29 protein-coding genes are annotated in these 25,400 nt (G+C 67.2%); 10 read left to right on the forward strand and 19 right to left on the reverse strand.

Annotated elements, in window-relative coordinates; translation table 11 throughout:
- Positions 1 to 12: 12 nt before the first annotated feature.
- From AC27VL_RS04110 to AC27VL_RS04135, 6 genes are all read right to left on the reverse strand, one after another.
- On the reverse strand, positions 13 to 1,452 hold the full coding sequence (locus AC27VL_RS04110) for an RNA polymerase factor sigma-54 (protein ID WP_205405047.1): 1,440 nt from the start codon (positions 1,450 to 1,452) through the stop codon (positions 13 to 15).
- A 40-nt stretch (positions 1,453 to 1,492) separates the two neighbouring features.
- On the reverse strand, positions 1,493 to 2,212 hold the full coding sequence (gene lptB, locus AC27VL_RS04115; protein WP_025874019.1) for an LPS export ABC transporter ATP-binding protein: 720 nt from the start codon (positions 2,210 to 2,212) through the stop codon (positions 1,493 to 1,495).
- Positions 2,212 to 2,742 carry a lipopolysaccharide transport periplasmic protein LptA gene (gene lptA / locus AC27VL_RS04120; RefSeq protein WP_099819263.1) on the reverse strand — a complete coding sequence of 177 codons (531 nt, stop codon included), beginning with the start codon at positions 2,740 to 2,742 and terminating at the stop codon, positions 2,212 to 2,214. Before lptA ends, lptB begins: the two co-directional genes overlap by 1 nt.
- Positions 2,743 to 2,847: 105 nt before the next feature.
- On the reverse strand, positions 2,848 to 3,423 hold the full coding sequence (gene lptC / locus AC27VL_RS04125; protein WP_089239303.1) for an LPS export ABC transporter periplasmic protein LptC: 576 nt from the start codon (positions 3,421 to 3,423) through the stop codon (positions 2,848 to 2,850).
- Positions 3,420 to 3,968, reverse strand: a complete 549-nt coding sequence (locus AC27VL_RS04130) for a KdsC family phosphatase (RefSeq protein WP_100463540.1) — start codon at positions 3,966 to 3,968, stop codon at positions 3,420 to 3,422. The genes lptC and AC27VL_RS04130 overlap by 4 nt, the downstream gene beginning before the upstream one ends.
- Before the next feature lie 66 nt (positions 3,969 to 4,034).
- Positions 4,035 to 5,036 carry a KpsF/GutQ family sugar-phosphate isomerase gene (locus AC27VL_RS04135; protein ID WP_100551733.1) on the reverse strand — a complete coding sequence of 334 codons (1,002 nt, stop codon included), beginning with the start codon at positions 5,034 to 5,036 and terminating at the stop codon, positions 4,035 to 4,037.
- A gap of 54 nt (positions 5,037 to 5,090) precedes the next feature.
- On the opposite strand from AC27VL_RS04135, the gene AC27VL_RS04140 reads away from it, so the two are divergent.
- Genes AC27VL_RS04140 through AC27VL_RS04150 form a run of 3 tightly spaced genes read left to right on the forward strand, consistent with a single transcriptional unit; the run spans position 5,091 to position 6,928 of the window.
- Positions 5,091 to 5,321, forward strand: coding sequence for a BolA family protein (locus tag AC27VL_RS04140; protein ID WP_089239309.1), 231 nt, complete (start codon positions 5,091 to 5,093; stop codon positions 5,319 to 5,321).
- 21 nt (positions 5,322 to 5,342) lie between these two features.
- Positions 5,343 to 6,617: a UDP-N-acetylglucosamine 1-carboxyvinyltransferase gene (gene murA / locus AC27VL_RS04145; RefSeq protein ID WP_180163785.1), complete on the forward strand. Its 1,275-nt coding sequence runs from the start codon at positions 5,343 to 5,345 to the stop codon at positions 6,615 to 6,617.
- Positions 6,614 to 6,928, forward strand: a complete 315-nt coding sequence (locus AC27VL_RS04150) for a hypothetical protein (RefSeq protein ID WP_100551735.1) — start codon at positions 6,614 to 6,616, stop codon at positions 6,926 to 6,928. The genes murA and AC27VL_RS04150 overlap by 4 nt, the downstream gene beginning before the upstream one ends.
- Positions 6,929 to 7,039: 111 nt before the next feature.
- Here AC27VL_RS04150 and AC27VL_RS04155 read toward each other — a convergent pair whose 3' ends face one another.
- From AC27VL_RS04155 to purM, 7 genes are all read right to left on the reverse strand, one after another.
- Complete coding sequence (locus tag AC27VL_RS04155) at positions 7,040 to 7,723, reverse strand: DUF3108 domain-containing protein (protein ID WP_191078839.1); 684 nt, start codon at positions 7,721 to 7,723, stop codon at positions 7,040 to 7,042.
- A 2-nt stretch (positions 7,724 to 7,725) separates the two neighbouring features.
- Positions 7,726 to 8,523 (reverse strand): DUF3108 domain-containing protein, encoded by a 798-nt coding sequence (locus AC27VL_RS04160; RefSeq protein WP_205405046.1) that lies wholly within the window; start codon positions 8,521 to 8,523, stop codon positions 7,726 to 7,728.
- A 68-nt stretch (positions 8,524 to 8,591) separates the two neighbouring features.
- Positions 8,592 to 9,248 (reverse strand): phosphoribosylglycinamide formyltransferase, encoded by a 657-nt coding sequence (gene purN / locus AC27VL_RS04165; RefSeq protein WP_488765602.1) that lies wholly within the window; start codon positions 9,246 to 9,248, stop codon positions 8,592 to 8,594.
- Positions 9,245 to 9,856 (reverse strand): DUF2238 domain-containing protein, encoded by a 612-nt coding sequence (locus tag AC27VL_RS04170; protein WP_488765697.1) that lies wholly within the window; start codon positions 9,854 to 9,856, stop codon positions 9,245 to 9,247. Before AC27VL_RS04170 ends, purN begins: the two co-directional genes overlap by 4 nt.
- Positions 9,857 to 9,950: 94 nt before the next feature.
- Positions 9,951 to 10,373: a hypothetical protein gene (locus AC27VL_RS04175; protein WP_488765603.1), complete on the reverse strand. Its 423-nt coding sequence runs from the start codon at positions 10,371 to 10,373 to the stop codon at positions 9,951 to 9,953.
- The gene (locus tag AC27VL_RS04180) at positions 10,370 to 10,867 is read right to left on the reverse strand and encodes a hypothetical protein (protein WP_488765605.1); all 498 of its coding nucleotides are present in this window, start codon (positions 10,865 to 10,867) and stop codon (positions 10,370 to 10,372) included. Before AC27VL_RS04180 ends, AC27VL_RS04175 begins: the two co-directional genes overlap by 4 nt.
- 22 nt (positions 10,868 to 10,889) lie before the next feature.
- Positions 10,890 to 11,948: a phosphoribosylformylglycinamidine cyclo-ligase gene (gene purM, locus AC27VL_RS04185; RefSeq protein ID WP_375067792.1), complete on the reverse strand. Its 1,059-nt coding sequence runs from the start codon at positions 11,946 to 11,948 to the stop codon at positions 10,890 to 10,892.
- Positions 11,949 to 12,060: 112 nt separating this feature from the next.
- On the opposite strand from purM, the gene AC27VL_RS04190 reads away from it, so the two are divergent.
- Genes AC27VL_RS04190 through hda form a run of 3 tightly spaced genes read left to right on the forward strand, consistent with a single transcriptional unit; the run spans position 12,061 to position 15,064 of the window.
- A complete protein-coding gene (locus AC27VL_RS04190) occupies positions 12,061 to 13,188 on the forward strand; it encodes a DUF2066 domain-containing protein (protein WP_223482051.1) in 1,128 nt (375 codons plus the stop codon).
- On the forward strand, positions 13,185 to 14,357 hold the full coding sequence (locus AC27VL_RS04195) for an AI-2E family transporter (protein WP_089239329.1): 1,173 nt from the start codon (positions 13,185 to 13,187) through the stop codon (positions 14,355 to 14,357). The genes AC27VL_RS04190 and AC27VL_RS04195 overlap by 4 nt, the downstream gene beginning before the upstream one ends.
- Positions 14,357 to 15,064, forward strand: coding sequence for a DnaA regulatory inactivator Hda (hda, locus tag AC27VL_RS04200; RefSeq protein WP_488765698.1), 708 nt, complete (start codon positions 14,357 to 14,359; stop codon positions 15,062 to 15,064). The genes AC27VL_RS04195 and hda overlap by 1 nt, the downstream gene beginning before the upstream one ends.
- A gap of 558 nt (positions 15,065 to 15,622) precedes the next feature.
- On the opposite strand, the gene murU is transcribed toward hda, so the two are convergent.
- From murU to AC27VL_RS04220, 4 genes are all read right to left on the reverse strand, one after another.
- The gene (gene murU / locus AC27VL_RS04205) at positions 15,623 to 16,333 is read right to left on the reverse strand and encodes an N-acetylmuramate alpha-1-phosphate uridylyltransferase MurU (RefSeq protein ID WP_488765607.1); all 711 of its coding nucleotides are present in this window, start codon (positions 16,331 to 16,333) and stop codon (positions 15,623 to 15,625) included.
- Positions 16,334 to 16,344: 11 nt separating this feature from the next.
- On the reverse strand, positions 16,345 to 17,370 hold the full coding sequence (locus AC27VL_RS04210; protein WP_100551745.1) for an aminoglycoside phosphotransferase family protein: 1,026 nt from the start codon (positions 17,368 to 17,370) through the stop codon (positions 16,345 to 16,347).
- A 64-nt stretch (positions 17,371 to 17,434) separates the two neighbouring features.
- Complete coding sequence (locus AC27VL_RS04215; protein WP_089239335.1) at positions 17,435 to 17,704, reverse strand: GlsB/YeaQ/YmgE family stress response membrane protein; 270 nt, start codon at positions 17,702 to 17,704, stop codon at positions 17,435 to 17,437.
- Between the two features lie 69 nt (positions 17,705 to 17,773).
- The gene (locus AC27VL_RS04220; RefSeq protein ID WP_100463586.1) at positions 17,774 to 19,267 is read right to left on the reverse strand and encodes a M20 family metallopeptidase; all 1,494 of its coding nucleotides are present in this window, start codon (positions 19,265 to 19,267) and stop codon (positions 17,774 to 17,776) included.
- Positions 19,268 to 19,369: 102 nt separating this feature from the next.
- Here AC27VL_RS04220 and AC27VL_RS04225 point away from each other — a divergent pair, with 102 nt between their 5' ends.
- The 4 genes from AC27VL_RS04225 to AC27VL_RS04240 all read left to right on the forward strand — a co-directional run bounded on the left by AC27VL_RS04225 (position 19,370) and on the right by AC27VL_RS04240 (position 22,583).
- The gene (locus AC27VL_RS04225) at positions 19,370 to 19,792 is read left to right on the forward strand and encodes a ComEA family DNA-binding protein (protein WP_488765608.1); all 423 of its coding nucleotides are present in this window, start codon (positions 19,370 to 19,372) and stop codon (positions 19,790 to 19,792) included.
- A 337-nt stretch (positions 19,793 to 20,129) separates the two neighbouring features.
- Positions 20,130 to 21,197: a L,D-transpeptidase gene (locus AC27VL_RS04230; protein WP_205405040.1), complete on the forward strand. Its 1,068-nt coding sequence runs from the start codon at positions 20,130 to 20,132 to the stop codon at positions 21,195 to 21,197.
- 17 nt (positions 21,198 to 21,214) lie between these two features.
- Complete coding sequence (locus AC27VL_RS04235; RefSeq protein ID WP_191077454.1) at positions 21,215 to 21,940, forward strand: murein L,D-transpeptidase catalytic domain family protein; 726 nt, start codon at positions 21,215 to 21,217, stop codon at positions 21,938 to 21,940.
- A 34-nt stretch (positions 21,941 to 21,974) separates the two neighbouring features.
- Positions 21,975 to 22,583, forward strand: coding sequence for a HutD/Ves family protein (locus AC27VL_RS04240; protein ID WP_180163795.1), 609 nt, complete (start codon positions 21,975 to 21,977; stop codon positions 22,581 to 22,583).
- Between the two features lie 236 nt (positions 22,584 to 22,819).
- Here AC27VL_RS04240 and AC27VL_RS04245 read toward each other — a convergent pair whose 3' ends face one another.
- Positions 22,820 to 24,424 carry a sulfite reductase subunit alpha gene (locus AC27VL_RS04245; protein ID WP_488765609.1) on the reverse strand — a complete coding sequence of 535 codons (1,605 nt, stop codon included), beginning with the start codon at positions 24,422 to 24,424 and terminating at the stop codon, positions 22,820 to 22,822.
- Positions 24,421 to 25,392, reverse strand: a complete 972-nt coding sequence (locus AC27VL_RS04250) for an FAD:protein FMN transferase (protein WP_488765610.1) — start codon at positions 25,390 to 25,392, stop codon at positions 24,421 to 24,423. Before AC27VL_RS04250 ends, AC27VL_RS04245 begins: the two co-directional genes overlap by 4 nt.
- Between the last annotated feature and the right edge of the window lie 8 nt (positions 25,393 to 25,400).

Genomic DNA, 25,400 nt, shown 5'->3' on the forward strand with positions numbered 1-25,400 from the left:
CGCGGCGGCGCGTCAAACGATTCTGACTCTTTCGTGCGAGGCGGAGATGTTCATGGCCTCACGATACTTCGCCACGGTGCGCCGCGCTACTGGGATTCCCGATGTTTTGAGCAGGTCAGCCAGCTTGGCGTCAGAAAGCGGCTTGCGTGGGTTCTCGTCATCGATCAGGCGCCGGATCATGGCCTGGATGGCGGTGCTGGACGCTTCGCCACCGCCCTCGGTGTCGATGCCCGAGGCGAAGAAGGCGCGCAGCGGCAGGGTGCCGCGTGGCGTACGCACATGCTTGCGGGCGATCGCGCGCGACACTGTGGATTCGTGCAGGCCCAGTTCGCCGGCGATCTCGCGCAGGGTCAGCGGGCGCAGAGCCTGTTCGCCGAATTCAAGGAAGCCCGCCTGCTGCTGGATCAGGCTGCGCACCACCCGCAGCAGCGTCTCGCCACGCGCCTGCAGGCCCTTCAGCAGCCAGCGCGCTTCCTGCAATTGGCCGCGCAGATAACCGGCATCGGCGTCACCGCAGCGACGGATCATCTGCTCGTAGCCGCGGTGGATCACCAGCTTGGGCCCGGCATGGGCGGCCAGCGCGGCGCGCCAGATGCCGTTCTGCCGCCACACGACCACGTCCGGCACCACGTAGGTGTCCTGGGCGAGCGGAGCGATCTGGGTGCCGGGGCGAGGGTCCAGCGAGCGCAGCAGGGCCACGGCGGTCTCGACCTCGGCCAACGGCTGCTTCAGCTGCTGGGCCAGGCCGGTCACGCCGCTGCGCGGCAGTTGTTCCAGTGGACCGGCAGCGACCTGCCGGGCCAGGGCCAGGCACGGGGTGTCGACAGGCAGCACGTCCAGCTGCAGTTGCAGGCATTCGCCGAGGCTGCGTGCGGCCACGCCAACGGGGTCGAAGCGCTGGATCTGGTGCAGCACGGTCAGGATTTCGTCTTCACCGGCATGGATCGCCGGCAGCAGCGCTTCGGCAATGGCCGAGAGCGGCTCGCGCAGATAGCCATCGTCTTCCAGCGAATCGATCAGCGCGGCGCCGATGCTGCGGTCGCGGTTGGACAGGTGGGTCAGGTGCAGCTGCCACAGCAGGTGGTCGGCCAGGGTTTCGGTTTCGGCGACGCGTTCGGCAGCACTGCCGTTGTCGTCGTCATCATCGAAACTACCGCCGCTGCCGCCACTGCTCCAGTCCAGCTCGGCGGGCGCCCAGTCGTCGCCACTGCTTTCAGCATTGTCGGGCGGGGCGTCATTGTCTGCGCCCGCGTCGTCGCTGCTGGCGTCCTTGTCGACACCGGCGCCTTCGTCGCTGCTGTCGGACCAGTCCAGCAGTGGATTGCTCTCCACCGCCTGGGCGATTTCCAGCTCCAGCTCGGTCGTGGACATCTGCAGCAGCTTGATCGCCTGCTGCAGCTGGGGCGTTAGCACCAGCTGCTGTCCCAACGATGTCTGCAGCCGAGTCTTCATGCCTGTGCCGAACGGAAGGGAGAGGGCCCGGCGGCCGCGGTTACAGCTTGAAGGAATCCCCAAGGTAGACGCGGCGCACGTCGGCGTTGTCCAGGATCGCCTCGGGCGAGCCCTGGGCCAGTACGGTGCCCTCTGCGAGGATATACGCGCGGTCGCAGATTCCCAAGGTCTCGCGCACGTTGTGGTCGGTGATCAGCACACCGATGCCGCGCTGCTTGAGATGGGTGACGATGCGCTGGATTTCGCCGACCGAGATCGGGTCCACACCGGCGAAGGGTTCGTCGAGCAGGATCAGGCGCGGCTTGGCGGCCAGTGCACGCGCGATCTCGCAACGACGGCGTTCACCACCGGACAGGCTGGCACCGAGCTGTTCGGACACGTGCCCCAGCTGCAGTTCGTCGAGCAGGCTGTTCAGTTCGCGCTCGCGGCCAGCCGAATCCAGGTCCTCGCGCAGTTCCAGCACCAGGCGCAGGTTGTCGGCCACGGTCAGCTTCCGGAACACCGACGGTTCCTGCGGCAGGTAACCCACACCCTGCTTGGCGCGGGTGTACATCGGGTCGCCGGTGATGTCCTTGCCGTCCAGCACGATGCTGCCGGCATCGGCACCGACCAGGCCGACGATCATGTAGAAGCAGGTGGTCTTGCCCGCACCGTTGGGACCCAGCAGGCCGACCACTTCGCCGGCGTCCAGGGTCAGCCCGAAGTCCTTGACGACTTCGCGCTGCTTGTAGCGTTTGCGCAGGCCAGTTGCGACGAGCATTACTTCTTGCCTCCCGCCGGCGCCGCAGCCGGGGCGGCCGCGGGCGTCTTGTTCTTCGGCGGAATCACGGTGCGCACGCGGCTGCCATCGCCGCCGGAGTTCATCTCACCGCTGCGGGTGTTGTAGACCATGCGCTGGCCGGCATTGGTGCCGCGCGCGCTGGTGACCTTGTAGTTGCCGGTCAGGGTGATGATCTCGGTGGTGATGTCGTAGTCGATCCGGTCGGCCACCGCATCCATCCAGCTGCCATCGTCGAGCTGCTGCTTCATCTTGGCCTGCTTGCCGGTGAACACCGCACGCACGGCTTCGCCGCCCTTGAGGTAGATCTCGGCCTCGGACGAACGCAGGTCCAGCGTGCCCTGGGTAATGATCACGCCGCCCGACAGCACGGTCTTGCCGTCACCGGTGAGGGTGCCGGACTGCGCGCCGGAATCAATGTTCATCGCTTCATTGCGGTCGGTCGACTTGGCAAAGGCGACAGCGGGGACAAGAAGACTGAGTGCGAGCACGGCTGCAAAGGGAATCTTCATCGGGGTCCGTTCTACCGGTGGTGGCCCTCCGGCGGGACCGGGGGCTGCGGGTGGGGGCTGCCTGCTTCGCGCCTGTCGGGAAGACGTCGCGGGCGGGCGGCGGAATCAGCGCTTGGGCGTGTAACGGCCCTTGGACTGGCTGAGGAAATGATACGTGTTGTTCTTCGAATCCACCTCGAACCCGACGCCGGACTGCTCCATGCCCGGGCGGGTCATGGTCACCAGGGCATCGGTACGGGCGCGGTTGTCCTTCGGGAACACGTCCAGGTGGTCGGTGCGGAAGGTGGTCGGGACCACGCCGGGATCGGCCGGGCTGTCGCCGGCGACGTTGCCGCGCAGCTTCATCTCGTCGCCCTTGGCACTGAGCCAGCCGGTCTCGGCGCGCAGCGTCCAGTGCTTGCCGTCCTTGTCGGGCATTTCGAACAGCGGGGTGGTGATGTTGAGCGTCTGGTCGCCACGCTGGCGTTCCAGCAGGGGCGCGCGCAGGGTGGTCGATTCCTTGCCGTGTTCGTCCAGGGCGACGATCTGGAAGTCGTGCAGGATGTAGTCCACACCGGCGTCCTGGCCTTCGACGACAGGTGCCTTTTCACGGTTGCGCAGCGCGGCCCAGCTGCTCAGCAGGGCCGCCAGCAGCAGGCCCACGCCGAGGATCATCCGCCAGTTCAAGGTGGGGGCATTCATGCGCCGAACCTCGCCAGCACGGCGTCCAGGCGGCCCTGCGCGGCCAGCAGCACGTCGCACAGCTCGCGTGCGGCACCACGGCCGCCGTCGGCGCGGGTGATCCAGTGCACGCGCTCGGCGATCCACGGATGGGCATTGGCCGGGGCCACGGCCAGGCCGACCGCGCCCAGTGGCGCCAGGTCCGGCAGGTCGTCACCCATGAAGGCCACCTGCTCCAGGCCGATGCCGTGCTGCGCGCACAGCGCCTGCACGCTGGCCAGCTTGTCGCCGACGGCAATCTGGGTGTCGATGCCCAGGTCGGCGCCGCGCTTGAGCGCGGACTGGCTGTTGCGCGCGGTGATCAGCACGGGGTGGATACCGTGCTGCTGCAGCAGTTTCAGGCCCAGGCCATCCTGCACGAAGTACGCCTTGCTCTCGTTGCCATCCTTGTCGTAGTACAGCCGACCGTCGGTGAGGGTGCCGTCCACGTCGAAGCAGGCCAGGCGGATATTGGCCGCAACGGCATGCAGGTGGGCGGGGAAGGCGGGCAGGGGGGACCAGGGCATCAGGGCATCGGACTCGGTGGTTGCGGGCTCGTTGGTACAGACTGAATGGGGTCTACGGACTGTCGGTTAAACCACCCGGGCCCGCAACAGGTCATGAATGTTCAGGGCGCCGACCGCGCGGCCCTCGCTGTCGACCACGATCAGGCCGGTGATCTTGTGGGTTTCCATCAGCCGGGCAGCCTCCACCGCCAGCTTGTCAGCGCTGATGGTGCGAGGTTGCCGGGTCATCACATCGGCGATCCTGGCGGTGCGCACGTCCAGGTCGGTGTCCAGCGCGCGGCGCAGGTCGCCGTCGGTGAACAGGCCGATCAGCACGCCCTGGTCGTCGACCACGGCGGTCATGCCCAGGCGCTTGCGGCTCATCTCCATCAGCGCTTCGCTGAGGCTGGCGCCGACATCGACCTTGGGCAGGTCCTCGCCGGTGTGCATGACGTCGGTGATGTGCAGCAGCAGGCGGCGGCCGAGGCTGCCGGCCGGGTGCGAGCGGGCGAAATCGTCGGCGGTGAAGCCGCGCGCGTCCAGCAGGGCCACCGCCAAGGCGTCGCCCATCGCCAGCGATGCGGTGGTGCTGGAGGTGGGCGCCAGCGCCAGCGGGCAGGCTTCGGCCGGCACGCTCACATCCAGGTGGAAATCGGCGGCGCTGGCCAGGCTCGACTGCGGGCGGCCGGTCATGGCGATCAGCACATTGCCCTGGCGCTTGAGCACCGGCAGCAGCATCAGCAGCTCATCCGATTCACCCGAATAGGACAGGGCCAGCACCACGTCGTCCTCGGTGATCATGCCGAGGTCGCCGTGGCCGGCCTCGCCCGGGTGCACGTAGAACGCCGGGGTGCCGGTGGACGCCAGGGTGGCGGCGATCTTGCGCGCGACATGGCCGGACTTGCCCATGCCGGTGGCGACCACCCGGCCGCGGCTGCCCAGGATCGCCCGGCAGGCCTGCTGGAAGGCGTCGCCGAGGCGGTCGGCCACGGCGTCCAGCGCCTGCCGTTCGATCTCGAACACGCGCCGGCCACTGGCGACCAGGGCGGCTGGGTCGGCGGAACGGGGGGGCAACAGGGATTCGGCCATGCGGACGCCACGCAGCGGAAGTAGAATGGACGCACATTTTATTAGGAAAGCCCGTTGGACGCCGACACCATCCGCAATCTGATCGAAACCGGCCTGCCCGGCGCCCGCGCCGACGTGCAGGGTGACGATGGCGTGCATTTCGAAGCGACCGTGGTCAGCGAGGCCTTTGCCGGCAAGATGCCGCTGGCCCGCCACCGGATGGTGTATGCCACTCTGGGCGACCTGATGGGCGGCGCGATCCACGCGCTCGCATTGAAAACCGTGACCCCGGCCGAAGCCGGCTGAACCGCAGAAGATCCCCAATACATGGCCAAGATCGTTGTGACCGGCGGCGCTGCGCTGCACGGTGAAGTAAGCATCTCCGGCGCCAAGAACGCCGTCCTCCCCATCCTGTGCGCAACCCTGCTGGCCGACGCGCCGGTGGAGATCACCAACGTGCCGCATCTGCACGACGTGGTCACCACGGTGAAGCTGCTGGGCGAACTGGGCGCGAAAGTGACCATCGACCAAGGCACGCTGTCGCGCGGCAGTGCGATCGTGGTCGACCCGCGTCCGGTCAACCAGCATGTGGCTCCGTATGAGCTGGTCAGGACCATGCGCGCCTCCATCCTGGTGCTGGGCCCGCTGCTGGCCCGCTTCGGCGCGGCCGAAGTGTCGCTGCCGGGTGGCTGCGCGATCGGCTCGCGTCCGGTTGACCAGCACATCAAGGGCCTGCAGGCACTCGGTGCCGACATCGTGGTCGAGAACGGCTTCATCAAGGCCACCGCCAAGCGCCTGAAGGGTGGCCACTTCACCTTCGACATGGTCAGCGTGACCGGTACCGAGAACGTGCTGATGGCAGCGGTACTGGCCGAAGGCACCACCATCCTCGACAACGCGGCGATGGAACCGGAAGTCACCGATCTGGCGCACTGCCTGATCGCGCTGGGCGCGAAGATCGAAGGCCTGGGCACCGCACGCCTGGTCATCGAAGGTGTCGAGCGCCTGTCCGGTGGCCGCCATGAAGTGCTGCCCGACCGCATCGAAACCGGCACCTTCCTGGTGGCCGCCGCGATGACCGGTGGCAAGGTCACCGTCAACCGCGCGCGCCCGAACACCATGGACGCCGTGCTGGCCAAGCTGGTGGAAGCCGGCGCGACCATCGAGACCACCGAAGACAGCATCACCCTGGACATGCACGGCAAGCGGCCGAAGGCGGTCAACCTGACCACCGCGCCGTACCCGGCGTTCCCGACCGACATGCAGGCGCAGTTCATGGCGCTCAACTGCGTGGCCGACGGCGTGGGCGTGATCAACGAAACGATCTTCGAGAACCGTTTCATGCACGTCAACGAACTGCTGCGCCTCGGCGCGGACATCCAGGTGGAAGGCCACACGGCCATCGTGCGTGGTCACGAACGCCTGAGCGGTGCACCGGTGATGGCGACCGACCTGCGTGCATCGGCGTCGCTGATCCTGGCCGGCCTGATGGCCGATGGCGATACCACCATCGATCGCATCTACCACCTTGATCGCGGCTACGAGAACATCGAAGAGAAGCTGTCTTCGCTCGGCGCCACCATCCGGCGCGTGGCCGCATGATCCTGCGCGGCAAGTTCAGCCGTCGCCGCAAGGCACTGCTGGTGCTGGTGCTGATCGTGCTGGCGTGGCTGGGCTACGCCTGGTACGCCAACATCGCCATCACCAAGGGCATCGAGCAGAAGGACATGGACTGGAATGGCGACGGCACGGTGACCCGTGACGAGATCATCCAGTCGTTCTACGCGGTGGCGGTGAACGACAGCCAGGACGGCAACCGCCATTGCCGTACCTTCGTGCGTCGATCCACGGGCGAGCAGATCCGGGTGGACTGCCGCACCGAGTTCGCGCCGGCGGAAGCGCCGAAGAAATAAAAAAACGCCCGCGAAAGCGGGCGTTTTTTTGGGACATCCATCCACGCATGGCGTGGATCCACTGGGACGTGAAGTAGATCCACGCCATGCGTGGATGGCGCGGATCGCCGGTCAGTTCATCGCCTTGATGGTCAGGTCCAGCGCATCGCGGCCGCTTTCACGCTGCAGCATGCGCGCCGGCACCGGAAACTCCGGCACGATCCAGGCGATCAGTTCCTTGTTGCCGTCGGTGCGCGAGACCTTGGTGGCCTCGTAGCTCTTGCCGCCCACGGTGACCGATTCCTTGCCGACCACGCGGTAGGTCATGTTCTTGACCCGGCCTTCGTCGACCATGCGATAGGTCAGCGGCTTGCCGGCAGCCAGGTCACGGGCGATGGCCAGGTTGATCAGCAGCGCGTCCATGTCGCCGGCCTTCAACGCGATCGGTCCGGCGCGATCCGGCTTGATGTCGCCGGTCCAGGTGGCCTGGTTGCTGGTCCAGTTGTAGTTCGCCTGCACATTGCGCTTCTTCACCAGCAACGCAGAGCGATCCTGGCTGCTGAGCGGGCGCAGCTGCCCACGCACTTCCTCGAACACGGTGGTCTGGCTCAGGTCGGCCAGCTGGTTCTTGACCTGCAGGCTGTAGCGCCACTTGTTGCTGCCTTCGCTGGCCAGGGTCATGCTGCCGTTGGCCTGCATGCCCATGTAGCTGGCCAGGTAGTCGGCCTTGAACGGCTGCAGGGCCATGGCCGGCAGGCTGGCCACCGACAATGCGGCAGCGGCGATCCAGGTCAGGGGGCGGGTCAGGGTGTTCATGCTCAGACTCCTTGGTATTCGATCAGGCGCAGATCGACGCGATCTTCGCCGTCTTCGCGTTGCAGGATGCGCACCGGGGTTGGGACACCGTTGGCGATCCAGAGAATGGTTTCGTTGTTGCCGCCGTTGGTCCGATAGACCCGCAGCGCGTTGTAGGACAGGTCGCCGACCTCGACGTTCTCGGTCTGCGGCGCGGCCTGGTAATCGTGCTGGCGCACCTTGCCCATGTCGACGTAGCGATAGTGCATGGCCGCGCCAGGGCGGGCATCGCGCATGATCGCCAGGTTCATCAGCAGGGCGCTCTGGTCGCCGGCCTGCAGCGGAATCGGCTGTGCGCGCTTCTTTTCCACGTCGCCACTCCACTGCGCGGTGCCGGCCTGCCAGTTGTAGGTGCCGACGGCCTTCTTGCCGAGGAACAGGCCCTTGCGCACCGTGCTCTGGCTGAGTGGCGCATAGACACCGTTGCGCTCCTCGAACACGGTGCTCTGTTCGATGTTCAGGCCGAGCACGCTGGCAAAGCCGCGGCGGCCGACTACCTGCATGTCCACCCGCCACTGGTTGCCACCGGTGTGGGTGACCTGCATGGTCGCATCGCCCGCTTCCTTGCTCTTGTAGAAGGCCTGGTAGGTCGCGCTGAACGGCTGCAGCGGCGGCGGCTCCCAGGCCAGTGCAGGCAGCACCGGCGGCGCCACCTCGGCAGGTGCCGGCGCAGCAGGCGCTGTTGCCTGGCCCCAGCCCGCACAGGCGAGGACGGCAAGCGGCAGCAGCAGGGTTGTACGCAGCAGGGTCGTGGTCTTCATGGCCGACAGGAACCGCAGGAGGGGAGCAGGATGCCAGCCCCGCAGTCAGCGGGGCGTGTGCACGGGCGTTACCGGTTCAGGTTCCCGGCGGAATCTAGAGCCAAGGGGCTAAACAGGGGGTGACCGTCGAATATCGGCTGGCCTTCCCGTTCAGCCAGACGGCCTGCACAGAGCAGTTCCAGGGTCGCGATCAGCAGCGGATGCTCCACCGCAAGCACGCGTTCGGCCAGGGTCTGCGCATCATCGCCGGCAAGCACCGGAACCCGCGCCTGCGCCAGCACCGCGCCGGCATCCAGTTCCGGCACCACCAGGTGGACGCTGGCGCCGTGCTCGACGTCACCGGCCTCCAGCGCGCGTGCGTGGGTATGCAGGCCCTTGTGCAGCGGCAGCAGCGAGGGATGGATGTTGACCAGGCGGCCATTGAACCGCTGCACGAAATCGGCGCCCAGGATGCGCATGTAGCCGGCGCAGACGATCCAGTCCGGGGCGGATGCAGCCAGCGCATCACCCAGCGCCAGCTCGTAGGCGGCGCGGTCGCTGAATTCCTTCGGCGCATGCGCCCAGCGTCGATCCGCTGCCACCCGCTCCAGTGCGGTCGCATCGGGACGGTCGGAGAACACGCCGACAACCTCGGCCTGCAGCCGCCCCGCAGCGATGGCGTCGACAATGGCCTGCAGATTGCTGCCGCGGCCGGAGGCCAGCACGGCGATTCGGCAGATGCTCATCGCACCGCGCTCCGGCGCACCAACGGCCACAGCAACAGGCTGCCCAGGGTCGCCAGCAGCATGTCCGCATGCGCGTCCCACATGTCGCCCTGCTGGCCGTTGTAGGCCTCGGCCGCTTCCGGCGACAGGGCAAGGGCGATGCCCCATTCCAGCCACTCATACACCAGGCTGGAACACATCACTGCCATCACCGCCAGGGTGAATGCCTGGCCGATGCGCAGCGCAGGCCAGGACTGTCGCGCCAGCTGCAGCAACGCGGGTGTGAAGCAGACGCCATAGAGGAAGTGAATCAGGCGATCGAAGTGGTTGCGCTGCCAGCCAAAGGCGGCATCCGGCGACCATCCGAGCAGCGACTGCAGCCAGGCATCATAGGGAACGTTGGAATACAGCCAGCGCGCGGCCACGCAGTGGATGGCGATGAAGCCGCAGATGGCGATGAACGCGCCGTTGTCCAGCTGCCAGCGCCGGTCCACCCACCACAGGGCGAGCAGGCCGATCACGGTCAGCGAGCTGTGCAGGGTCTGCTCGAGCGGCCACAGCGGATGGATCCAGGTTGCTGCGAATATGCCCAGCACCGCGGCCAGCGCGACCTTCTTCGGTGCTGACAGTGAGTGGGTGGCGCGGTTGCTGGCGAGCGAGGGGGCAGCAGGCGTGGACATGTCGGAGCGATCAGCAGAAGGGACGGAACATGCGCCTGCCAGCTCAGACGCTGACGTGGTCGCCGCGGTCGAACAGTGCAGCGATCTCCGGCTTGCGCAGGAAATACACCGCGTAGGCGGTCAGCGCCATGCCCAGCGGGCCGGCAAGCACTGCCGCCCAGGCCGCGCCGCGACACCAGGCCAGATTGCTGCGCTGGCCAAGCAGGCGCGCGGTGCGCAGCTGCAGGAAGCCCAATCCGATGGCCAGCAACGACACTGCGCCGTACACCGTCGCCAGCACGGCACCGTCATCCATGCCGCGTTCGAAGGCGACGATGCCGACAAAACCGAGGAACACCAGCGCTGCCAGCCAATGGAAGCCTGCCAGTGCATAGAACAGGATCTTCAGGTTGTGCAGGTGGCTGGCGGTCTGCAGGTCGGCCAGGGTCTGCCGGGGCAGGGGTGGCGGGTTCATTCCATCGCTCATGCCACACCCGCCTGGCCAGCGAAGGCGGCCTTCACCTGCGGGCGCAGCAGCACGACCAGGGTGAACACGCCGAGGATGGTGCCGATGGGGGTGAACAGGCACGATAGCCCCGCCACGATCATGCACAACAGGTAGCGGCGCTGCTGCGACAGGCAGCGGCCGGCATAGGCGACAAAGCCGGCCAGGGTCAGCCCGCCGAGCACGATGCAGAAACCCATCACGGTGAACAGCCAGCCGACGAACTGCTGTTCTTCCGGCGAAGACGGTTCACCGCCGGACTTCATCGGCAGCGAGCCGGACAGCATGGCGATACCCAGCACGATGTGCAGGATGAAGATCAGCGAGAACACCGCCATCAGACCGGCGACCACGTAGTGGCCGATTGCCAGCTGGCGCAGCTGGGTGGCGTCCTGCGGGCCGAACACCGGCACGGCCGGGTTCGGCGGCAGCACAGACGGAGCCGGCGTCGACGACAAGGGAGGGGGTGCGTCCATGCGGGTTCCTTTGTCCAGTGGATCAGGCGATGTGGACGCGTTCGCCGCCCTGGGCGGTGACCACCTGACCGATCGTCCAGTGCTCCAGGCCCTGCGCCTTGACCGCAGCGGACACGGCCTCCAGCTGGTCCGGGGCGACGATCAGCACAAAGCCGATGCCGCAGTTGAAGGTGCGCCACATTTCACTGTCGGCCACCGCGCCTTCCTTCTGCAGCCACTGGAACACCGGCGGCAGGGTCCACGACGAGGCCTGGATGTCCAGGCCGAGGCCCTCGGGCACCACGCGGATGATGTTCTCGGTCAGGCCGCCACCGGTGATGTGGGCCATGCCATGGATGGCATCGCCGTGCGACTTCAGCAGCGACAGGATCGGCTTGACGTACAGGCGGGTGGGGGCCATCAGCGCATCGACCAGCTTGACCCCGCCTTCCAGTTCCAGCTCGCCCGGGCGGCCGGCGCGGTCGTAGATGCGACGGACCAGCGAGTAGCCGTTGGAGTGCGGGCCGGACGAGGCGATGCCGATCAGCACGTCGCCTTCGGCGACATGGGCGCCGTCCTTCAGCTCGCTCTTTTCGACGGCAGCGACGGTGAAGCCCGCCAGGTCGTACTCACCCGGCGCGTACATGTCGGGCATCTCGGCGGTTTCGCCGCCGATCAGGGCGCAGCCGGCCTCGGTGCAGCCGTTGGCGATGCCGCCCACGACTGCCGCAGCAGTGTCGATGTCCAGCTTGCCGGTGGCGAAGTAGTCCAGGAAGAACAGCGGCTCGGCGCCCTGCACCAGCACGTCGTTCACGCACATGGCGACCAGGTCGATGCCGATCGTATCGTGGCGGTTCAGCTGGTGGGCCAGCTTCAGCTTGGTGCCGACGCCGTCGGTACCCGACACCAGCACCGGCTCGCGGTACTTGTTGGACAGGTCGAACAGGGCACCGAAGCCACCCAGGCCGCCCATCACCTCCGGACGGAAGCTGCGCTTGACCAGGGGCTTGATCCGCTCGACCAGCTCGTTGCCGGCGTCGATGTCGACACCCGCGTCACGGTAGGTGAGGGGGGAAGGGGCGGAAGACGGGCTGTTGGTCACGGGCGTCGGCGCTGGCAGGGGTTGAATCGCCGATTTTAACAGGCCGCATTGGCGCAAAGGCCGTATTCGGGCAACAATTCCCCCCGGATACGTCGAGCCAATGGATGTCCTGATGCGCCGCAGCCTGTTTTTGACCCTGCTCCTTGCGCTGTGCCTGCCGGTGGCCACGATGGCCCAGAGCGGCATGCGAACCGAGGGGGATGTTGCCACTGCCAGTGGTGCGTACGAGGCCGAAGTGCCCGTCAACAGCCAAGCCGAGGCTGACCGCAACGGTGCACTTGCCCGCGCGTTGAGCGTTGTACTGGGCAAATTGTCCGGCGATCGCAGCGTCATGTCGCGCCCCGGCGTGGCGCAGGCGTTGCGCAATGCCAAGGACTATGTGGCCAGCTACGACTACAAGCAGGACCAGAGCGTGGGCGCCAGCGGTGCGCCGAGCTTCCGTACCCTGCTGGTCGCGCGCTTCCGCGAGGATGACGTGGACGGGCTGGTGTCGGCGCTGGGCCTGCCGCTGTGGCCGCAGCCACGACCGAAGCCGGTGCTGTGGCTGGCCGTCGATGACGGCAGCGGTCCGCGTCTGGTCAGCGTGCAGCAGGCCAATGCCGCGCGGCCGCTGCTGAGCCGGGCCATCGAGCGCGGCTACAAGCTCGGCCTGCCCAGTGGTGGCGCCGCCGAGCAGGCCTTGGCCGGTGCCATCTGGCGCCAGGACAGCGCCGCCGTTGCCCGCGCTTCGTCGCGCTATTCGCCGCCGATGCAGTTGATCGGCAAGCTCTACCGCGCCAATGGCGGCTGGCAGGCGGACTGGGTGTTCGTCGACAACGGCCGTGAACTGAACAAGTGGACCAGCAAGGACGCCAACGCGATGCGCGCGATGGCCGCCGGTGCCGATGGCGCTGCCGACGCGCTGGTCAAGCGTTATGCCAAGGCCGGTGCGGCCACCGGCCAGGCGGGCACCTACCGCGTGGTGGTGACCGGCATCAACAGCGCGGACGAATACCTGCGCCTGGCCGCCGGCCTGCGTGAAGTGGCCGTGGTGCGCAACGTCACCCCGCTGCGCGCGACCGCCGATCATCTGGAACTGAATCTGGAAATGACCACCGGCCTGGCCGGCTTCAACCGCATGCTCGGCGACAACGGCGTCCTGGTGCCGTCGGCGACCCTGCCGGCCCTGCCGACGCCGATCGACGATACGACCGGTGCACCGGCACCGGCGCCGGTCAGCAACGAGTACCGCCTGCGATGATCCTGTCCCCGGAAGCGGAAATCGCGCAGTTCCTGCGTCGGCTGAAGTACATCCTGCTGGCGGGCCTGATCGGCTGGATCGTCTGGCTGCTGGCACCGATCCTGACCCCGTTCGTGCTGGCGCTGGCGCTGGCCTGGCTGGGCGATCCGCTGGTGGACCGCATCGAGGCCACCGGCCGCTCGCGCATGACCGGCGTGGTGCTGGTGTTCGTGGCGATGGTGCTGGTGATCGTCGCGCTGCTGCTGGTGCTGGTGCCGATGATCGAGCGCCAGATCACGACCTTGATCGCAGCGGCGCCGCAGGCGCAGGCCTGGTTGATGGAGAAGGGCATTCCCTGGTTCGAGCAGAAGACCGGGCTGGAAGTGATGCAGTGGATGGACCCGGACCGACTGATCGAGTGGGTGCGCAGCCATTGGCAGCAGGCCGGCGGGTTCGCAACGACCTTCATGGGCTACGTATCGCGCTCGGGCTTCACGGTGGTCACCTGGGTGGTCAACCTGTTGCTGCTGCCGATCCTGGCGTTCTACTTTCTGCGCGATTGGGACAAGCTGGTCGAGCGCGTGGCATCGGTGATTCCGCGCAACCAGATCGGCACGATCACCGCGCTGGCGCGTGAATCCAATGAAGTGCTCGGTGCGTTCATCCGCGGGCAGTTCCTGGTGATGCTGGCGCTGGGCGTGATCTACGCCGGTGGCCTGTCGCTGGTCGGGCTCAAGCTGGGCCTGTTGATCGGCCTGATCGCCGGCCTGATCAGCTTCATTCCCTACCTCGGCGCGACGACCGGCATCCTGATGGCGATCGTGGCCGCGCTGGTGCAGGCGCAGGGGTTCGACCTGAAGCTGCTGATCCTGGTGGGCGTGGTGTTCACCGTCGGCCAGCTGCTGGAGAGCTACGTGCTGACCCCGCGCATCGTCGGCGACAAGATCGGCCTGCACCCGGTGGCGGTGATCTTCGCGGTGATGGCCGGTGGCCAGCTGTTCGGCTTCCTGGGCATGCTGCTGGCGCTGCCGGTGGCGGCGGTGACCAACGTCCTGTTGCGCTATGCGCACCAGCGCTACCGGCAGAGTGAGCTGTATGCCGGCGAGAAGCCCGCAATCGTGCTTGATGGCGTGATCGACCAGCCCCATATCATCGTGCCTGGCAATGACAAGGGTCCGGAACTGAAGTGATTGGTGTGCCGCAACTTCCGCTGGCCCTGCATTACCCGCGGGATCAGCGCCTGGAGAGCTTCATCGGTGCGCCGGACGGCGCGCTGGCGCAGCTGCGTGCCATCGCGGTAGGGGCCAGCCACGATTGGATCTACCTGGAAGGCGCGGCCGGCACCGGCAAGACCCATCAGGCGCTGGCGATGTGTTCCAGCGCCGAGCAGGCCGGGCGCCTGCCGACCTACGTGCCCCTGGCCAGTGTGGCTGGCCGGGTACGGGTGGCGCTGGAAGGGCTGGAGCAGCGCGAGCTGGTGGCGCTGGATGGGTTGGATGCGGTGGCGGGCAACCGCGAGGACGAGATCGCGCTGTTCGATTTCCACAACCGCGCGCGCGCTGCCGACGTGACGGTGCTGTACACCGCGCAGAAGTCGCCCGGAGAGTTGGGCCTGGTGCTGCCGGATCTGCGTTCGCGCCTGGGCCAATGCGTGCGCGTGCTGCTGCAGGCGCTGGACGAGGAAGGCCGTGCGGCGGTGCTGCGCGAGCGCGCGCTGCGTCGGGGATTGGCGATCGACGAGGCCGCCATCGAGTGGCTGCTGTCGCACACCGGCCGCGAGCTGGGTGGGCTGATCACGCTGCTGGATTGGCTGGATCGCGAATCGCTGGCGGCGAAGCGGCGGATCACCGTGCCGTTCCTGCGCCAGGTACTGGAAGAAGGCCGTCCTCGTTACTGAGGTTAGGGTTGGTCGGCAGGGCTGCGCCCTGCACCCCCTGAAGCCGAAGCAACGTCAACGTCAACGTCAAAAGCGGGCTATCTGTGGGATGGCGGGGTGGCTCAGGTTGCGGGGGACGGCGCAAGTACGTCCATGTAGCCTCGGTCGCGCCATCCATGGCGCTCACGCCCCCGCAACCTGAGCCACCCCGCCTTCGACAGTTGGTCGCCGCTGCAGGTAGGTGTCGACCTTGGTAGGTAGATCCACGCCATGCGTGGATGAGACTTTCCGGGGAAGAATTGCCTTGGATCTGACGTGCTCTGCTTGTGGTGGGTGACGACCGTCGGTCGTCACCAGAGCAAGCGCAGCGAGGCGACCCGCTTTTGCTTTTCTTTCTTTTTCCGTGGCTGGACGCACACGGAAACTGTCAGAGGCCGGGCGGGGTGGGCTGCGCAGGGGCGTGAGCCGCATGGATGCGGCGACCGAGCTTACAGGGACGTACTTGCAGCGCCCCCTGCGCAGCCCATCCCGCCCGGCCAAGCAAGGCTTCTGCTCTGAAGACGTCCAACCACGAGGGGCTCAGCCGTTCGCGGCCAACTCAACGTCCAGCGCACGCAGGCGATCAACGGTCCCGACATCCGTCCAGCGACCGCGATGATGCTGACCGCTGATCCGCCCCTGTGCCATGAAATGCTTCTGCAACGGCACCACCGAAAACTTCGGTGGCACGCGCTCGCTGCCAGGTGCCTCGCCGATCACCGCGCGCCAATCGGCCACGATCGACGGACGATAGACGCCGATACCCGCATAGGTCAGGCACGGACCTTCGCGGTCGTGGTGCAGCACGCCGTGCGCGTCCAGCCGGTAGTCGCCGGCGGGGTGCTGTGCCGGGTTATCGACCAGCACCAGATGCGCTTCGCCGGCCGGTTCACGCGGCAGCGTGGCGAAATCGAAATCGGTCCAGATATCGCCGTTCACCACCAGAAACGGATCGTCCCCCAGCGCCGGCAATGCATTGAGGATGCCGCCACCGGTTTCCAGCGGGGTATCGCCTTCGTGCATGAAATGCAGCTGCAGGCCCCATTGGCGGCCATCGCCCAATGTGGCCGGAAACTGCGCGGCGAGCCAAGCGGTGTTGATCACCACGTCGCGGATGCCGAATGCAGCCAATCGCTCCAGGTGCCACACGATCAGTGGTTTGCCGGCCACTGCCAGCAGCGGCTTGGGCGTGTGCAGGGTCAATGGACGCATGCGCTCGCCCAGGCCGGCGGCGAAAATCAGTGCCTTCATCGACGCGACCTTCAGCGCAGCACGCGCATTGGCGCGGCCAGCTCGGCCAGTGCCGGCTTGATCCGCATTTCCAGCAACTGCTGCAACGGTGCCAGTTCGCGGTAGCGCGGCAGCACTTCATCCAGGTAGGCGATGAAGCGCGGTGCGTCGTCCAGGTAGTGGCCCTTGTTGTCGCGGTAGCGCAGGCGGCAGAACAGGCCGAGGATCTTCACGTGGCGCTGGATGCCCATCCAGTCGGCATCGCGCAGGAAGGTGGCACGGTCGGGTACCGGCAGGCCGGCATCACGCGCGCGCTGGTGATACTGCGACAGCCATTCGTCCACGCGCTGCAGCGGCCAGCTCAGGAAGGCATCCTTGAACAGACTCACCGCGTCGTAGGCGATCGGGCCACGCACCAGATCCTGGAAATCCAGCACGGCCGGGCCGCCGTCCACCGGCATCAGGTTGCGCGGCATGTAGTCGCGGTGGGTCATCAGCTGGGCCTGGCCCAGCGCGTTGTCCATCAGCCGGCGGTGGACCAGCTGCAGGCCTTCGATCTCGCCGCAGTCCAGTTCAAGGCCAAGATGGCGCTGCAGGAACCACTCATCGAACAGGCCGGCATCACGCTGCAGCAGCGCTTCGCCGAACTGGCCGAAATCGGCCGGCACCGGGATGGCCTGCAGGCGCAGCAGCTGCTCGATGGAGCGGCTGAACCACGCGTCGGCATTGCGTTCGTCGAGGATCTTCGCCAGCGTCGGGCCGCCCAGGTCTTCCAGCAGCAGGAAGCCGGCGTCGAGGTCCTGGGCGAGCAGCGCGGGCACGCGCAGGCCGTGATCGTGCAGCAGGCCGCGCATGCGCAGCCACGGCGTGGGGTCTTCCAGCCCCGGCGGAGCGTCCATCACGATGTGGCTGCCGCGCTGGCTGGTGGTGCGCCAGTAGCTGCGCATGCCGGCGTCGACCGAGGCGCGTTCGACCACGGCGTTGCCGTCGTCGAGCTGGGTACGGGCCCACTGCAGGCGCTGTGCGCTGCGCTGGGGATCAGAGGCGGGTTCGGTCATGCAGGCATATCCGGGCGCGCCGGGCGCGCCAACGTCGGGGCAGAATGAAAAAGGAGGTGGCGGCTCAGCGGCGGCCGCTGAACAGGCGCAGGATCGCCAGCACGACGACCGCGCCTACGACCGCGCCGAGGAAGCCGGCCGGTTCACCGGGTGCGTACCAGCCCATGTACTGGCCGAACCAGCCGGCCAGCAGCGCGCCGATGATGCCCAGCACGATGGTCAGCAGGCAGCCCATGCGGTTGTTGCCGGGCATGAAGAAGCGTCCCAGCAGGCCGACGAAGAAGCCGACCAGGATGATGTAGAGCCAGCTGGTGCTGCCAAACAGACCGTTCATGCCATCAGTGCTCTCGAAGGATGGACGCAGCCTAGCAAGGCCGGGCTGCGTCCGTCACTGCGTGCTGGATCAGCAGCAGCCGTGGTCGCCGTTGCGGGTGCCACTGTCGGCGGCCACCGGCGAACCGCTGGTCTCGCCACGCAGGCTTGCCGCGTAGTGCTCGCTGATCACCTTGGACACGCACGAGGTGACCTTCTTGCCCATCGGAATGTGCAGGAACTCGTTCGGGCCGTGGGCGTTGGAGTGCGGGCCGAGCACGCCGGTGATCATGAACTGGGCGCCCGGGAACTTCTCGCCCAGCATGCCCATGAACGGGATCGAGCCGCCTTCGCCCATGTACATCGCCGGCTTGCCGAAGAAGGTCTGGCTGGCATCGTCGATGGCCTTGGTCAGCCACGGTGCCATCGCCGGCGCGTTCCAGCCGGTGGAGGCCTTTTCCAGGTCCAGGGTGACCTGCGCGCCGTTCGGCGGATCGCGCAGCAGTGCTTCCTTCAGCAGCTCGCCGCAGGTCTTGCCATCGGCAGTCGGCGGCAGGCGCAGCGACAGCTTCACCGCGGTATGCGGGCGCAGCACGTTGCCGGCCGATTCCAGCGGCGGCATGCCGCCGATGCCGGTCACCGACAGGGCAGGGCGCCAGGTACGGTTGAGCACCAGCTCGGTCAGGTCGTCGTTCATCGGCTTGAGGCCGTCGACCAGCGGGAATTTCTCGAAGATCGCGGTATCGACCACGTCGGCGGCACGCTTGGCCTGTTCCAGGCGCTCGGCCGGAATCTCCACGTTCATGCCCTCGATCAGGATGCGGCCGGTGTCCTGGTCCTCGATGCGCGACAGCAGCTGGCGCAGCAGGCGGAAGCTGGACGGCACCACGCCGGAGGCATCACCGGAGTGCACGCCCTCGTTGAGCACCTTCACCGAGAAGTTGCCGCCGGTCAGGCCGCGCAGCGAGGTGGTGCACCACAGCTGGTCGTAGTTGGCGCAACCCGAATCCAGGCAGACCACCAGCGACGGCTTGCCGATGCGGTCAGCCAGGTGGTCGACGTAGGCCGGCAGGTCGTAGCTGCCCGACTCTTCACAGGCTTCGATCAGCACCACGCAGCGGGCGTGCGGCAGGCCCTGGGCCTGCAGCGCCAGCACGGCGGCCAGCGAGCCGAAGATGGCGTAACCGTCATCGGCACCGCCACGGCCATACAGCTTGTCGCCGCGCAGGACCGGGGTCCACGGGCCCAGGTCGTCGTCCCAGCCGGTCATCTCCGGCTGCTTGTCCAGGTGGCCGTAGAGCAGGATGGTGTCGTCGCCGGTTTCGGCGCCGGTAGCCGGAATTTCCAGCAGAATCAGCGGGGTACGGCCTTCCAGACGCACCACCTCGACCTTCAGGCCGGGCAGCTCCTGCGCCTTGGCCCAGGTTTCCATCAGGGTGACCGCCTGCTCCATGTAGCCGTTCTGCACCCAATTGGCGTCGAACATCGGCGACTTGTTGGGGATGCGGATGTAGTCGACCAACTGCGGGACGATTTCGCTGTCCCACTTGTCATTGACGAATTGGCCGAGCTTGGCGCTGTCCATCTGAAACTCCGGTTGCATGGCTGATCCGCCCATTCTACGCCTCGGCCAAGGGTAGGGTTTTCCCTACATCACGTCGGGTATTTGGCTGGCTTTTAGAAATCCGTGAACCCGATACGCTGTGTGCATGTGGTGACGGACACTGTTTCGACCGACGGGATTGCCGGTCGGGACGGTCAGAACCACAAGGAGATACACGTCGTGCCTTGGTTTGTCGTGTTGAGGGCGCTGGTGCTGGGAATGTGGATCACGGGAGCGCAAGCTGCCGAGCCGATCGACATCAACCGGGCCGATGCCCAAGCGCTGCAGCAGGGATTGACGATGGTCGGGGCCACCAAGGCAGCGGCGATCGTCGAGCACCGGCGCAGACACGGCCCGTTTCACCGCGTCGAGGACCTGACGCAGGTGAAGGGGATAGGGACATCGATCGTCGAACGGAATCGACGGCGGATCACCGTTGGCAACAAGATGTTGCCCGCGGATCCGGTACCCGGATCGGTACCGGTGCGAACCGTACCCAGGCGCTGACAACAGGAAACGTCGGGACCGGCAGGATGCAGGTTCATTGGCTACGGACAGGATGCCCGTAACCACCGACCGTCGCAGGGATGCGACACCAATCACCAGGATGGTGGCATCACAGACCTGTGGAAGGGGCTGAGATACAAACAGGACAGACGCGGCCGCGTGCAGGATGCAACGCCGCCCCCGCTTCGCAGGATGCGAGGGGGTGGCAGCAGGCCGACAGGGACGTGACGATTGCCCGGTACGACACATGGCTGTGTCGCCGGGCAATTTCTTTTGGCGCAGCCACTACGCGCCCATGGTGTACGGTGAGGCCTTCGCATGGAATGGAACCTGCTGGATGCACCTGCACCGTTTGACCCTGATGCTCGCCGCTGCCTTGGCACTGCCCTGCGCTGCACACGCCGCCGCACCCTCCAAGCCGGTCGCGGCGACGGCTTCCGACGTACGCGGTCCGACCGACCTCAAGCCTGGCGAGTACCTGTGGCACCCGGAGGTTTCGCCGGCTGGCCCGATCGTGCTGGTGGTGAGCCTGGATGAGCAGCGCGCCTATGTGTACCGCAACGGCATCGCCATCGGCCTGACCACGATCAGCTCGGGCAAGACCGGCCATGAGACGCCGACCGGTGTGTTCACCATCCTGCAGAAGGACAAGGACCACCGTTCCAACCTCTACAACAGCGCACCCATGCCGTACATGCAGCGGCTGACCTGGGACGGCATCGCGCTGCACGGCGGCAGCCTGCCCGGGCACCCGGCCTCGCATGGCTGCGTGCGCCTGCCGCAGGCCTTCGCCCAGAAGCTGTTCAGCGAAACCAAGCGCGGCGATACGGTGGTCGTGGCCGATGCCAAGAGCGCGCCGATGACGCTGGCCTATCCGGCGGTGCTGGCACCGGTGAATGCACGTGGGCAGGCCCTGCCGGAAGGCGAGGCCGGCGCCCCGGACAAGGCGTGGTGGGATGATGCGGCCGCCCCCAGCGGGCAGGTCGGCATCCTGGTCAGCCTGCACGACCAGCGCCTGTACGTGCTGCGCGACGGCGTGATGATCGGTGAGTCGCCGTTGAAGGCCGATGCGCTGCCGGCGTTCCAGGGCACCACTCTGTTCGTGATGGGCCAGGGCTACAGCGATACGCCCAGCCCGCTTGACGCACAGCAGCGCCTGCACCAGTGGACGGCCTATCCGCTGCTGGGCCAGGACCGCGCCCAGGCCACGCCGGACCTGCTGGCCACCCCATCGCTGCCGATGGCGTTGCCGGCCGATTTCGCCCGCCAGCTGTACCAGGTGCTGGTGCCGGGCACGACCCTGCTGGTCACCTCGCTGCCGGCGGTGCGCCCAAGCGCGGCTGAATCGGGTATGCAGCCGGTCTTGGAATCGGAGCCGCCAGCGTCCACCCTCAAGGGATCCTGAGACCTCCCTGCGTGCCCATGTCCACTTCCCGCTCGTGCTGGCTGGCTGCTGTTGGCCTGTTGGCGACTGTTACCAGTGCGTCGGCATGGGCACAGACGCCTGTTGCCGCGATCAGTGCAGACGACCTCGCTGCGCAGCTGGCCCGCAGCGCGCCCAAGGCCGACCGCCGGGTGCTGCAGTTGGCCGCCCACGCCATGCGCTGCGCGCTGCAGCGGCCGGAACTGGGTGTCAGCGGCGAACGCCTGAGCGTGATCGATTACTCGCGGCCGTCCACCGAGCCGCGGATGTGGGTCTTCGACTTGGCCCGCCAGCGGCTGTTGTTCGAGGAGTGGGTGGCGCACGGCCGCAACAGTGGCGAGAACCGCACCGAGCATTTCTCCAACCGCGATGGCAGCTTCATGTCCAGCCTCGGCGCGTTCACCGCGCAGGAAACCTACATGGGCGGCAACGGCTACTCGCTGCGCCTGGCGGGGTTGGAGCCGGGTTTCAATGACCGCGCACGCGAGCGCGCCATCGTCATCCACGGGGCGCCGTATGTGAATCCCTCCACCGCACAGTTGCAGGGACGATTGGGGCGCAGTCTCGGCTGTCCTGCGGTGCGGTTGTCGGTGGCCAAGCCGCTGATCGACGCGCTGCGGGGCGGCACGATGGTGTTCGCGTACTACCCCGACCAGGATTGGCTCAAGCACTCGCAGTTGCTGGGTGGCGATTGCGGTACGGCCGCGGGTCTTGCAACGCGTTGATGCGTTGTGGCGCGCGGCATGATGCAATGCGCGCATGAACATCGACTCCCTGCTGCAGACCCCGAGCCAGGTGATTTCCAGCCTGGATTACCGCCGCGAACGCTGGCGCAACGGCCTCGGCTGGACCCGCGAGATCCTGCGGTTGCCGGCGCAGGGCGATGACTGGGCATTGCGCCTGTCAGTAGCCGAAATCGAACAGGACGCCGCGTTTTCCGCGTTCCCCGGTGTCGAGCGCGAACTGGTGTTGTTGCAGGGCAATGGCGTGCGCCTGCGTTTCGAGGACGGCCGTGTAGCCGAGGTGCTGCCACCGCATGGGCGCGTGCGTTTTGCCGGCGAAGCCGCGTTGCACGGCGAGCTGGTCGACGGCACCACCCACGATTTCAACCTGATGTGGAAGCGCGAGCTGCTGCAGGCCGAGCTGCTGCACCGGCCGCTGGTCGGGCCGATGTTCTTCTTCTGCGAGCCGGGTGTGGCGTGGGCCCTGCACCTGTTGGGTGGGCAGGCCACGTTTGGTGCGGACAGTGGATTGCCTGCGATGCAGGGCGGCGATACCGCGTGGTTGGCGGCCGGTGAACGTCAGCGGCATGCGCTGCAGGGCGGCGGGGAGTTGCTGGCGATACGGGTGAGCGCTGCGGGGGGCTGAGCCATCGTCGGCGCGAGGAGGTAATCATCCACGCATGGCGTGGATCTACTGAAAATGCGGTCGCTGTGCTCCAGTAGATCCACGCCATGCGTGGATGCGGAGGCCGATACCGCGGCATGAAGCCGTTCAGTAGATCCACGCCATGCGTGGATGCAGTGGCCGATACCGCAGCATGGTGCGAACCAAGGTGCGCACCCACCAGAAGTCGGTGCGCACCCACCTGGAGACGGTTCGCCTCAATACACATCGCGCCGGTAGCGACCGGCCAGCAGCAGCGCTTCCTTGCCGTCGGCACCGAGCACCTGCTCGATCACCGCATCCACTGCCGGGGCCATGCCCTGCAGACTGCCGCAGACCAGGATCGTCGCGCCTTCATCGACCCACTGCCGCAGCGTGGCTGCTTCGGCCAGCAGGCGATCCTGTACATACCGATGCGCGCCGCCATCACGGCTGAATACCGTATCCAGGCGGGTCAGCGCGCCATTGGCGAGCATCGCCTGCAGCTCATCGCCGAAGTGGAAATCATGCGCGGCCGAGCGTTCGCCGAACAACAACCAGGTGCGACCGCCGCCAACACGTGCGCGCTCGTGCAGGTGCGCACGCAGGCCGGCGATCCCGGTACCGTTGCCGATCATCAGCAGCGGAACGTCGGCGGCGACGCCGTGGAAATTCTCGTTGCGGCGCAGGCGCATCTGCACCGGCTCGCCAATGGCGGCGTGGTCGCACAGCCAGCCACTGCCGACGCCTGGTGTGCCATCGGCACGCAGCTGACGGCGCAGCAGCAGCTCCACCGCGCCGTCGTCCATCACCGAGGCGATGGAGTACTCGCGATGTGGCAGTGGCTGCAGTGCCGCCAACAAGCCGGGCAGGTCGCCCGCAGCAACCAAGGACGGCAGATGCGAGCGGGCGACGCGGGCGAGCAGCGTATTCCCGTCGTCCAACACGGTGTTGGCATCGAAGCTCTGCGCCTGCAGCCAGTCGCGCGTGCTCTGTTCGGCGTGCTGCGGACCGACCTCGGCGATGTCGCCTGCCTGCCAGTGCGCGCTGCTGTCGGTCGATGGTTGCAGGCGCAGCCAGTAGACAGGACCACCGACGCTGCCGGGATTGAGGTGCATGCGCTGCAGCAGTGTCCACGGCTGGTACTCGGCCGGTGTCCAATCGGGCAGTTCGCTGGCACCGCCGCCGAGCTGGCCGAGCAGCTGCTGCCAGTGGCGCAGGGCGGCTGGATCGGCGTTGTCGACTTCAATGGCGTCGAACAGCGGATGCGCGCCGTGCTGGCGCAGCCAGTCGTGCAGCTGGTGGCCGAACGCGCAGAAGTGGCCGTAGCTGCGATCACCCAGCGCGAGCACGCCGTACTGCAGGTGGTCCAGAGGCGGCGGTGTGGTCATCACCCGGCGCAGGAAGGGCAGGGCGTGGTCGGGTGCATCGCCTTCGCCGGTGGTGCTGACGATGAACAGTGCACGTGCGCTGCCCGCCAGCAGGGGCGCATCCACTTCATGCAGGCCACGCAGGCGCACCTTGACGCCGGCCGAGCGCAGGGCCTGCGCACTGCGCTCGGCCAGTTCGCGGGCAAAGCCGGTCTGGCTGGACCAGACCAGCAGCATCGGTTGGTCGCCGCCTTCGGTCGTGTCATTGCGTGGACGGCTGCGCCACCACACCACGGTGCACGCCAGTGAATACAGCGCGGTGGCGGCCAATGCGATGCCCCACTGCCGCGACGGCGGCGCACCCTGCCACCACGCTTCGCCCAGGTGCAGGCGCAGCAGGGCCCCGCCGATCACTGCCAGCAGGACCAGCACTACGACGTTGCCAAGGGTTGCGCGCGAGAAACGTGTGCTCATGCGGCCTGCTCATCCAGCAGCCGCTGGAAGGCGCTGCTGAGGGTTTCGCGTGGGCCATCGGCGGCGCGTTCGAGGTAGCGCGCGGCCAGCCCTTCGCGCTCTGCCAGCGCGATGCCCGCGTCGCGACCGAGCACGGTCAGTGCGGTGGCCCAGGCGTCAGCGTGCATCGCGTCGTCGGCGACCACGGTGACGGCGGCTGCGACCTGTCGCACCGGCGTGCCGCTGCGTGGGTCGAGGCTGTGACTGTAGGCAACGCCATCGTCCTGATACTGGTGCCAGCGATCGCCGGAGGTGGCCACTGCCTTCCCTTCCAGCGCGAGTACACGCGGTGGCATATCGGTGTGGGCATCTTCTTCCGGCGCCGACTCCACCAGCACGCGCCACGGTTGGCCGTCGGGCTTGCGGCCGTAGCCCGCCAGCTCGCCACCGACTTCAATCAGTGCGGCATCGACACCTTGGCTGCGCAGCCAGGCGGCGACGTGGTCGACACCGAAGCCCTTGGCGATCGCCGAGAGGTCCAGTTCCAGGCCGCCGGGTTGCAGCAGCGCATCGTCCTGCCAGTGCAGGTGTTGCCAGCCGCAGCGTGCACGGGTTGCCTGCAACGTGGTGGCATCGGGGGCACGCCGTGCGCCGGCATGCGCGCCGAAGCCCCACAGCGCCACCAGTGGGCCGATGGTGGGGTCGAAGGCACCACCGCTGGCGGCGGCGATGGCCTGCGCGCAGGCCAGTACATGGCGGGTTTCGGCCGGCAGCACGCAGTAGCGACCCGCGTCGGCGCGGTTGTAGCGGCTCAGGTCAGAGCCCGCTTCCCACGTGCTCATCTGAGCGACCACTTCATCCAGGCGGGCCTGGATGCCCGCATGCAGCGGATGCAGGTCGCGCTGACGCGGTGCCACCAGCGACACGCTCCAGGTGGTGCCCATGGTGGTGCCGCCCAGCCGGGCGATATCGAGTGCGGTAGAGGTCATGGGCATGC

This window comes from Stenotrophomonas sp. 14P6.2.3 (assembly GCF_057799055.1).